This is a genomic window from Saccharospirillum alexandrii (genome assembly GCF_043641555.1).
Classification (GTDB): domain Bacteria; phylum Pseudomonadota; class Gammaproteobacteria; order Pseudomonadales; family Natronospirillaceae; genus Saccharospirillum; species Saccharospirillum alexandrii_A.
Genome location: NZ_JBHZRJ010000005.1, coordinates 451,317 through 460,565 on the forward strand (window position 1 = coordinate 451,317; position 9,249 = coordinate 460,565).

6 protein-coding genes are annotated in these 9,249 nt (G+C 59.4%); 5 read left to right on the plus strand and 1 reads right to left on the minus strand.

Annotated features, from left to right (window positions below):
- The gene (locus tag ACHUE7_RS19010; RefSeq protein ID WP_394171460.1) at positions 1 to 2,268 is read right to left on the minus strand and encodes an ATP-dependent helicase; all 2,268 of its coding nucleotides are present in this window, start codon (positions 2,266 to 2,268) and stop codon (positions 1 to 3) included.
- A 194-nt stretch (positions 2,269 to 2,462) separates the two neighbouring features.
- Here ACHUE7_RS19010 and ACHUE7_RS19015 point away from each other — a divergent pair, with 194 nt between their 5' ends.
- From ACHUE7_RS19015 to ACHUE7_RS19035, 5 genes are all read left to right on the plus strand, one after another.
- On the plus strand, positions 2,463 to 2,909 hold the full coding sequence (locus ACHUE7_RS19015; RefSeq protein WP_348476712.1) for a chemotaxis protein CheW: 447 nt from the start codon (positions 2,463 to 2,465) through the stop codon (positions 2,907 to 2,909).
- 83 nt (positions 2,910 to 2,992) lie between these two features.
- Positions 2,993 to 3,745 carry a TSUP family transporter gene (locus ACHUE7_RS19020; protein WP_394171461.1) on the plus strand — a complete coding sequence of 251 codons (753 nt, stop codon included), beginning with the start codon at positions 2,993 to 2,995 and terminating at the stop codon, positions 3,743 to 3,745.
- 144 nt (positions 3,746 to 3,889) lie between these two features.
- Entirely contained in the window at positions 3,890 to 4,540 is a 651-nt protein-coding gene (gene imuA / locus ACHUE7_RS19025) for a translesion DNA synthesis-associated protein ImuA (RefSeq protein ID WP_394171462.1), read from the plus strand.
- Positions 4,533 to 5,951 (plus strand): Y-family DNA polymerase, encoded by a 1,419-nt coding sequence (locus ACHUE7_RS19030; protein WP_394171463.1) that lies wholly within the window; start codon positions 4,533 to 4,535, stop codon positions 5,949 to 5,951. Before imuA ends, ACHUE7_RS19030 begins: the two co-directional genes overlap by 8 nt.
- 3 nt (positions 5,952 to 5,954) lie before the next feature.
- A complete protein-coding gene (locus tag ACHUE7_RS19035) occupies positions 5,955 to 9,113 on the plus strand; it encodes an error-prone DNA polymerase (protein WP_394171464.1) in 3,159 nt (1,052 codons plus the stop codon).
- Positions 9,114 to 9,249 lie beyond the last annotated feature (136 nt).

Genomic DNA, 9,249 nt, shown 5'->3' on the forward strand with positions numbered 1-9,249 from the left:
CTACAACCACTCCAGAAAAGGCTCGACCGTTGCCCGGTCGAAGGTTCGCTCCTGGCCATTGCGTACAAAGCGGATACGTAGTCGCTGTGGGTCCTGCTGCACCACCCGGCCGACGCCCCATTGCTGATGCCGCACGCGCCGGGCATCGGGCGGGGCGTCATCGTCGACAGCACCGGCAACCGCGTCAATCGGTCGCGGTGCTGCCTCCCAGTGAACGCGAAGGGCAGCGCCTACCGCATTCAGGTACCGGCTGACCATGTGCGTGTCCATCGCATCGTTCAGGGTCAGGTCGGTACTGCCGTCATTCAGGGCGTGCGCCAGGTCGGTCGACCCCAGCCAGCGCAGTTCGTTAACAAAAGGGCTATCCGGGTGTTCGCTGCGGTCGGCCGGGGTTAGCAGTACCAGGTGTTCACGGGCCCGCGTCATCGCCACATAAAGCAAGCGTCGCTCACTGTCTTCCGAGGTCGGCCGGGTCAGGTCACCTTCGGGATGGTAAGGGTAAAACCGGGCATTGACCTCGGGCAGAATCACGATCGGCCATTCGCGCCCCTTGGCTTTGTGAATGGAGGTTATGTGCACGCCCCGTTGCGACTGGCCGGAAGCATTCTGCCCGCTCTGGTGCTGCTGCCACTGGCGCAAACGCGGCGAGGCCTCAGCAGCGGGCCAGTCCTGCGCCGCAACAAACTGGGCAAAGGCTTTCACCGTCGCAACCTGATCATCCACCTGCTGGGCAGAAAACGCCGACTCTTTCAGCGCCGCGTAATACTCCGTTCCGCGAATCCAGCCACTGAGCAATTCAGAGGCACTGACTTTTGCCTCCTCCGCCTTTTGCAGCAACCGCGCCCGTTCCATCAACTGATCAGCCTGGTACCCCGACAGCGACTCGGGAATGGCATTGCGCAGATGCCGGGCGACATCCACCGCCACCGGGGCCAGCCGTTTGACCAGATCATCAATGATCGCCTTGCGGATTTTCAGATAAGGCTGGGTCAGCAGCGTTTGCCACGCCTGGCGCCGCCGGTCCGGGTCATAGCGGCTGAAATCGCCGCTGGCCAGATCAAACAGCACCCAGAAGGGGCGCAGTTCAAACCGCTCCAACACCGTCTGATGGTGATCCAGATGGTAGGGAACATCAGCCGCCATCAGCAGCAACTCAAGCCGGGCACTGTTCGCCCACAGGCGGTTCAACACCGCGACGTCGCTCAGCGGACGCTGCTGGCGAATCTGCTGAATCAACCCCAGCGCCGTGCTGGCGCCGTCGTCACTGCGCACCTGCTCCACCCGGGTGGGCGGAGTGATGACATGGGAGTAGCACAGAGTCCGGCTATCCGGATGCGAATGCCCGGCGCCGATCAGATGGTTGGCCAGCAGGCTCAGGTGGTGGCCATACCGAAAGGTCCAGCTCAGTTCGTAGTCGTGCACCGCCTCGAATTGCTCGGTAAAACCTTCGGTCAACAGCGTCGGTTCCGAACCACGAAACTCATAGATGGTCTGGTCCGGATCCCCCACCACCATCACTTGGCCGCGCCCGCCGTGCACGATCTCAAGCAACCGCTGCTGAATGGGGTTAATGTCCTGGTACTCATCCACCAGAATTTCCTGCATATGACCACCAAACCGCTCGGCCAACTCGGGCCGACTGTTCAGGCAACGCACCGGGTCGTATAGCAGATCGCTGAAGGTGACACGTCGCTCTGACTGACGCCACTGCTCGAAGCGCTCAAAGGCTTCAATGAAAATCCGGCACTGGGCAGGCAGGTGGCTTTGTTCAAACACCACCTCGGGCGGGTTCAAACTGCTTTTTACCAGTTCAAAATAAGAAAGTGCCGGTTCGACCCATTTCTTTTTACGGGTCAGAATGTCTTCGGCCTGATCATCATCGGCCAACTCCCGCAGAATACGCCAGACCAGCGGCTCTACCTGGGCATCGGACAACAGTGTCCGGTCAAACGGCGGCAAGTCACCATCCTGAACCAGGCGCTGATAAATGCGATAACCGAGCGAATGGAAAGTCCGCACTTCCGGCAAGCGCGTTCCCGCCGGGTTCTGTTCAGTCAGACGACGAGCGAAATCCCGCTGTGCGGTTTTATTGTACATCAGCACCAACAGACGCCGCGGCGACAGCCCCTCGCGAATGCGGCGGCTGACGTAAGCCGTCAGCGTCGCCGTCTTGCCCGACCCGGCCACCGCCACAATACGCGCATGTCCACCGGGGTGGGCGATGATGCGTTGTTGCTCGTCTGTGAAGTCGGTGTCGGAAAAGCGCATGCGTGGTCTATGTTTGAGGCGGCGGACAAGGCTAGCAAAGTCATGCTGACTTGTCTGCGATTTAACTATTGGCATTGCCGGTCGATAACCTGAACAATGCTTACCCCGCCAGCCCGCTTGCAAGGCCACCGGGGCATGACTAATCTGATTGAATGCGGACTGCATCCGCGCAGTAAGGCATAGGAGCCCGTCGAATGTCGATGTCGAACGAAATGTGGGTAGTAGTTCAGCTTGATACCGAGCCGCTGGCATTCCCGGCCACCCTGATCAAAGAAGTGGTTCCGTGGCAGCCTTTGCATCCTGTCCCCAGTGATGCCCTGGGCGTCATGGGGCTGGTCAGCCTGCGCGGCGAAACCCTGGCCGTTATTGATGTACAGCAGATGACCGGGTACGGCCAAATCACCGAGCCCAGCTTTCTGCTCGTGCTCGACCTGTCGGAAACTCGGGTTGGCATGGCCGTTACCAAGGTTGAAGGGGTGCAATACTTTGCCATGGAAGACGCCGACACCAACATGGCCGGCGGCTACATACAAGGTACCATCGAAAAAGACAACCGCCTGTATCAGCTGATCAGCCCCGCAGCGCTCGAACAGGTAATTGCCCAGCACACCGATGTCAAATCCCTGATCGACGAACTGTAACACCCCCGGTCCGGCCCTTCCCCTGGGTTCGGACCGCACCATTCCACCTCGCCGCAGCCACTCAAACCCCGTAAACTTGCCGCATGGACATCACCAACGCTGCCCTGCTGCTGGGCCTGTTTTTTCTGGGCAGTTACATTCAAACCGTCACCGGCTTTGCCTTCGGCCTGATCGTCATGGGCCTGAGCTCGGTTCTTGGCCTGGCCGACCTCGCCTTTCTGGCGTTCGCAACCAGCACCCTGAGCCTGGCCAACACCGGCATCGCCCTGCGCGGTCACACCCAGCATGTACACCGCCCGGCGGTCATCGCCATGCTGGCAACGGCCATCCCGTTAACCGGCCTGGGCTTATGGCTGCTCAACCACTTCAGTCAAAGCAGCCTCAGCCTGCTGCAACTGCTGCTCGGCATTACCCTGGTCATCAGTTGCCTGCTGATGATGCTCAAACCCAAACCCCGGGCCGACGTAAACGGTCGTTTCGCCTTTGCCACAGCAGGCGCCATCGCCGGCTTGCTCGGCGGCCTGTTCGCCACCTACGGCCCGCCGCTGGCGTTTCTGATGTATCGCCAACCCCTGCCACTGCTCAGCATTCGCCTAACCCTGCTGATGACCTTTTTCGCCACCTCAGTGATTCGCATCGCCCTGGCGTTACCCTTTCTGCAAGACGCAATGAACGTTCTGCTGATCTGTGCACTGGGCCTGCCACTGGTCATTCTGGGCACGCTCATTGGCAAACGCTTCGGACCTCCCCTCCCGGAACTCTGGATGCGCCGTCTGGCGTTTGCCCTGCTGATGGGGTCGGGCCTGAGTCTGCTGGCCTCGGGGTTGATGGCTTAGACATTCGCTCAGGGTCAACCACCTGTGATGACCCAAGGACTGCCCTACAAAAGCACCGATACAGATCATTACGAATCAACCACTGGCATCCTGATCGCGGCTGATTATACTGTATATCCATACAGCTTATTGAGCACTTTCATCATGTCATTGCTGAACGATCTGACCCGAAGCGGTCGGCTTTGGTCCGCCAGCGACTGGCGCATGGCCCGCATTCATGCCGCTCCCAGCGGCTACTCGGCACTGGATGCCGAGCTGCCCGGCGGTGGGTGGCCGCTCGGGGCCGTCACCGAAATTCTCTACGCCCGGCCTGGCCAGGGCGAACTGAGACTGCTGATGCCTTACCTGGCCACACTCAGCCAGACGGGCCAGCTATGGCAGGCCTGGTTCAACCCGCCTTACCGGCCCCATGCCCCGGGACTGGCCCACTGGGGGATCGATTTATCCCGGCTGTTGCTGTGCCAGGCCCCGCGCCAGGACGACCTGCTGTGGAGCCTTGAGCGCTGCCTGACCACCGGCGGCTGCCAGGCTGTGGTGGCCTGGGTCGACCGGCTCGACAACGCCCACATGCGCCGCCTGCAACTGGCTGCCGAGAGCAACCGGCTGCCGGTGTTTCTGCTGCGCCCAGAACGCTGGCGCGATCGTGCGTCCATCGCTGCCCTGCGACTTCAGGTGTGCGCCGAGCAGGCCGACCGGGTGCAGCTGCACATTCTCAAACGCCGCGCGGGCTGGCCACTGCACAACCTGGCAGTGACCGTGCCGCTGCAGCCCGACAGAGTCCAACACCATGGCTGACACCCGACTCTGGTTGTACATCGACTTTCCCCGGCTTGCCTTGCAAGCCCGGTTTGGCACCCTGGAGAGCGCCACGCCGCAATTGCTGCTCAACGCCCGGTCCGGCATTGAGCAATGCAATGGCGCAGCGACGGCCCTGGGTGTGCGACCCGGCATGAACACCGCCACTGCCTATTGTCTGCTGAGCGACGTCGAAACCACCCAGTACGATGCGCTGGCCGAACAGGAGCAACTGCAACGTCTGGCGCTGTTGCTGTATCAGGCCTGCGCCGATATCCGGCTGTGCCCGCCCTCGGGTCTCAGTCTCGAAATCGGCTCCATGTTGCGCCTGTATCAGGGGCTGGATGCCCTGGTCGGCAACCTGCAAAAGCGCCTGGATCACAGTGGTTTTCACTATCGCTGGGCCTGTGGGCACACCGCCCAGGCCGCTCAGGTGTTGGCCATCAACGACCAGCCGCTCGTCAGCAGCGACCGGCAACAACTGATCAGCGCACTCGACCCCATGGCCATCGACCGGCTAGGCCTCGACACCAAAGACGCCGCCCGGCTGAAATCCATGGGCTTGCACTGCTATGCCGATATTCGCCCGCTACCCCGGGCCGAACTCGGCTATCGTTTCGGCCCGACCCTGTTGCAGCGGCTCTCGGCTCTGGAAACCCCCGACACCCTGGGCCACCGCTTCGACATCCCCCCGCATTTCGACGAACGCCTGGAACTGAGCCACGAGGCCGAGCACAGCGCCAGCCTGCTGTTCCCGGTCAAGCGCCTGCTGACCAACCTGGAAGACTACCTCAAAGCGCGCCAATGTCTGGCCGACAGCCTCTACTTGCGCCTCACTCACCGTAACCAGCCGCCTACCCGCTTGCGCATTCAGGCGGTACAGGGCTCACGCAGCGCCCAGGAGTGGCTCAGCCTGATCAACCTGCAGCTCGACCGGCTGTTCTTACCGGAACCCGTGCTCTCGCTGCACCTGAGAGCGCGGCGCTTTCGCACCGACCCCATGCCCAGCGGTGACCTGCTCGGCACCGCCTACCCGCAAGCCGATGCCGACCGCCTGCTGTCGCTACTGGTGTCACGGCTTGGTCACCACCAGGTGCACACCCTGACAACCACCAACGATCCCAGGCCGGAATACGCCACCCGGCTAACCCCGGCGGTTGATCACACTAGGCGCCCGGAATCGTCACGCCCCCGGTTCCAGCCACTGCTGGTGCCGGATACCGAGCAACGGGTCGCGCCGCAGCAATTTCAGCTACTGAGCGGGCCCGAACGCATTGTTATGGGTCGCTGGGCACAACCGGCCCCATACCGGCGCGACTATTTTCGCGCCTGGCATCCACACCACCAGCAGGCCGTCTGGCTCGCCCGTCACGACGATGGCCACTGGAGCCTGGCCGGCTTTTTCGGATAACCCATGACCGACTCACTGCCCTACGCCGAATTGCATTGTCTGAGCAATCACAGTTTTCTGCGCGGTGCCTCTCACCCGCAGGAACTGGTACTGCGCGCGGTCGAACTGGGCTACCAGGCCCTGGCCATTACCGACGAATGCTCGGTCGCCGGCGTGGTCAAAGCCTGGCGCCTGGTCAGAGACCAGAAGCTGCCCATTAAACTGATCATCGGTGCCGAATTTCGCCTCGACGGACAGGTAGTCATTCTGCTCGCCCCCACCGAAACCGCCTACAGCCAGCTGTGCCATCTGATCACCCGGGCCCGGCGACGGTGCGACAAGGGCGAATACCGGCTAACCCGACAGGATTTCACACTGAACCTCGATGACTGTTTGTGCCTCTGGTCACCCCGGGGGCGCAGTGATGATGACGAACAGCTGGCCTATTACGCCGATTGTTTTCAGCACCGCTGCTGGGTGCTGGTGGAGAACCTGCTGACCGAAAACAGTTTCGAGCTTGCCACTCACGCCCGAGACCTGGCCAGGCAACACAACCTGCCCGCTGCCTGCGCCAACAACGTGCACATGCACACACCCGAACGCAAAGATTTGCAGGATGCCCTGACCGCCATCCGTTTCAACACCACCCTGACCGACGCCCTGCCTTACCTGTTTTCCAATGCAGAGAACCACCTGCGCTCAGCCAATAAACTGCACAGCCTCTACGGCGCTGAACTGATGCAGGAAACCCTGCGCATTGCCGACCGTTGCGACTTCACACTCGATGCTCTGCGTTACCGTTACCCGAAAGACATCCTTCCCGGCCAGTACACCGCCGAACAGTATTTACGGTTGCTGGTGCGCCAGGGTGTTGCCCGGCGCTTTCCCGAAGGCAGCACACCCGAGATCGACGCCACTATTGAGCGCGAACTGGCAATGATTCGCGAGAAAGAATACGAGCACTATTTTCTGACCGTTTACGACATTGTGCGCTTTGCCCGATCGCAAAACATTCTGTGTCAGGGGCGTGGCTCAGCAGCGAACTCGGTCGTCTGCTATTGCCTGGGCATCACCGAAGTGAACCCCAAACAGGCCTCTTTGCTATTCGACCGGTTCATATCCAAAGGACGCGACGACCCGCCGGACATTGATGTCGATTTTGAACATCAGCGGCGCGAAGAAGTCATCCAGTACATCTATCAAAAATACGGGCGCAAGCGCGCTGCACTTGCCGCCACCGTTATCAGCTACCGGCGCAAAAGTGCGTTGCGCGACATTGGCCGCGCCATGGGGTTAAACATCAGTCAGCTGGATCAGAAAATTGCCAACTATGGCTGGCGCTATCGCAGTAGAAACTGGATCGAGGAAATCATTTCGGACGGCATGGGGCTATCCGAACATCAGATTGGCGTGTTCAAACATTTGCTGGAAGGCATATTGGGGTTCCCCCGTCACCTGTCACAGCATGTCGGTGGTTTTATCATTACCGAAGGCGTCGTGGCCGATCTGGTCCCGATTGAGAACGCGGCCATGCCCGACCGCACCGTGATTCAGTGGGATAAAGACGACCTGGAAACGGTGGGGCTGATGAAGGTCGATATTCTCGCACTCGGCATGCTCAGTGCTGTACGCCGCACCCTGGATCTGATTCGCCAGCACCATGGCAAGAACCTCAAGTTACAGCATATCCCGCGCGACGATGCCGCCACCTTCGCAATGATTCAACAGGCCGATACGGTTGGTGTATTTCAGATTGAATCACGCGCCCAAATGAACATGCTGCCACGCCTGAAACCCAACTGCTATTACGACCTGGTGGTGCAAGTAGCGATCGTGAGACCCGGGCCAATTCATGGCGACATGGTGCACCCCTACCTTAAGCGGCGCATCGGTAAAGAAGCCGTACATTATCCGAATGAAGCGTTACGCCCGGTACTGGAGCGCACTCTGGGCGTGCCCATCTTTCAGGAACAGATCATTGCATTGGCTATGGTCGCTGCCGGTTTCAGTTCCGATGAAGCAAACGATTTAAGGCGCTCTATGGCCAGCTGGAAACAGAGCGGACACATTAATAAATTGCGTTCAAAACTGACCGAACGCATGCACGAAAACGGTTACCCCGATGAATTTATTCAGCGCATCAATCGCCAGATTGAAGGCTTTGGTGAATATGGCTTTCCCGAATCCCATGCGGCCGGGTTTGCGCTGATTGCCTACTTCTCGTCCTGGCTCAAATGCCACTACCCGGCTGAATTTTGCTGTGCTCTCCTGAACAGTTTGCCCATGGGGTTTTATACAGCCTCACAGCTTGTGCAGGATCTTCAGCGCCATGGCAAAACGGTTCTGCCGGTTGACATTAATCACAGTGACTGGGAAAACCAGTTGGAATGGCACAACAATGACACCGCCATTCGATTGGGTTTTTGCCGTATAAAAGGCTTCACTCAAAACAGTGCCAGCAACCTGATCAGGCATAGACCCAAACACGGTTTCAGGCGCATCAAGGAACTGGAGCAACTGCCCGGCATCAGCACAACCGATCTCGACTTGTTGGCATCAGCAGGCGCCTTCGCCGACCTCAGTCAAAATCGCTACCAGGCACGCTGGGAAAGCTCGGCATTGCGACTACAAACACCACTGCTGACCGATGCGTTCGAACCGGCAGCCGATCAACAAAGCCAGTTGCCAGCGCCGAACGAACTCGACAACCTGATTGAAGATTATCACAGCCAGGGACTGACTCTGGGACGACACCTGATCACCCTATTACGGGAAGACAACGCCATACCTCAGACCATACCCGCCAGCGATTTGCTGCCCATGATGCAGGCTGAACAACGTCGAATTGCGGGGTTATCGAAACGGCTGGGGATGAACCAGCCAGACCGGGTACGCCTGCCCATCCGTGTGCTTGGCCTGGTGGTTAACCGACAACGCCCCAAAACCAAGGCCGGGGTGACCTTTGTGACGCTCGAAGACGACACCGGAAACATCAACGTCATTATCTGGTTGCAGCAGGCCCAGCAATACATCAAAGCACTGACCACCGAGCAGTTGGTATTGGTAACCGGTTTGATTGAAAAAGCCTGGGATAACGATGTGGTTCATGTCATCGCTCAGCGGATAGATGGGTTAGGGGAAGCCAGCAAGGAGGTAAGAATTCGGTCGCGGGATTTTCATTGATGATGAATAACTGCCATAAAAAAATCGAAGCGTCGAACCGCCCGCACCATCTCTGGCTCGGGGTTGGTATTAAAAGCTTTACGAGGACCCGGGCGGCGCTCCGCTGCTCTCATGAGAGTAGGTCATCGTCCGTTGA

What these genes read in the sequence shown, in the direction of transcription:
- ACHUE7_RS19010 (WP_394171460.1), bottom strand. Translation starts at nt 2,268, where the DNA reads ATGCGCTTTTCCGACACCGACTTCACAGACGAGCAACAACGCATCATC.
- ACHUE7_RS19015 (WP_348476712.1), top strand. Translation starts at nt 2,463, where the DNA reads ATGTCGATGTCGAACGAAATGTGGGTAGTAGTTCAGCTTGATACCGAG.
- ACHUE7_RS19020 (WP_394171461.1), top strand. Translation starts at nt 2,993, where the DNA reads ATGGACATCACCAACGCTGCCCTGCTGCTGGGCCTGTTTTTTCTGGGC.
- imuA (WP_394171462.1), top strand. Translation starts at nt 3,890, where the DNA reads ATGTCATTGCTGAACGATCTGACCCGAAGCGGTCGGCTTTGGTCCGCC.
- ACHUE7_RS19030 (WP_394171463.1), top strand. Translation starts at nt 4,533, where the DNA reads ATGGCTGACACCCGACTCTGGTTGTACATCGACTTTCCCCGGCTTGCC.
- ACHUE7_RS19035 (WP_394171464.1), top strand. Translation starts at nt 5,955, where the DNA reads ATGACCGACTCACTGCCCTACGCCGAATTGCATTGTCTGAGCAATCAC.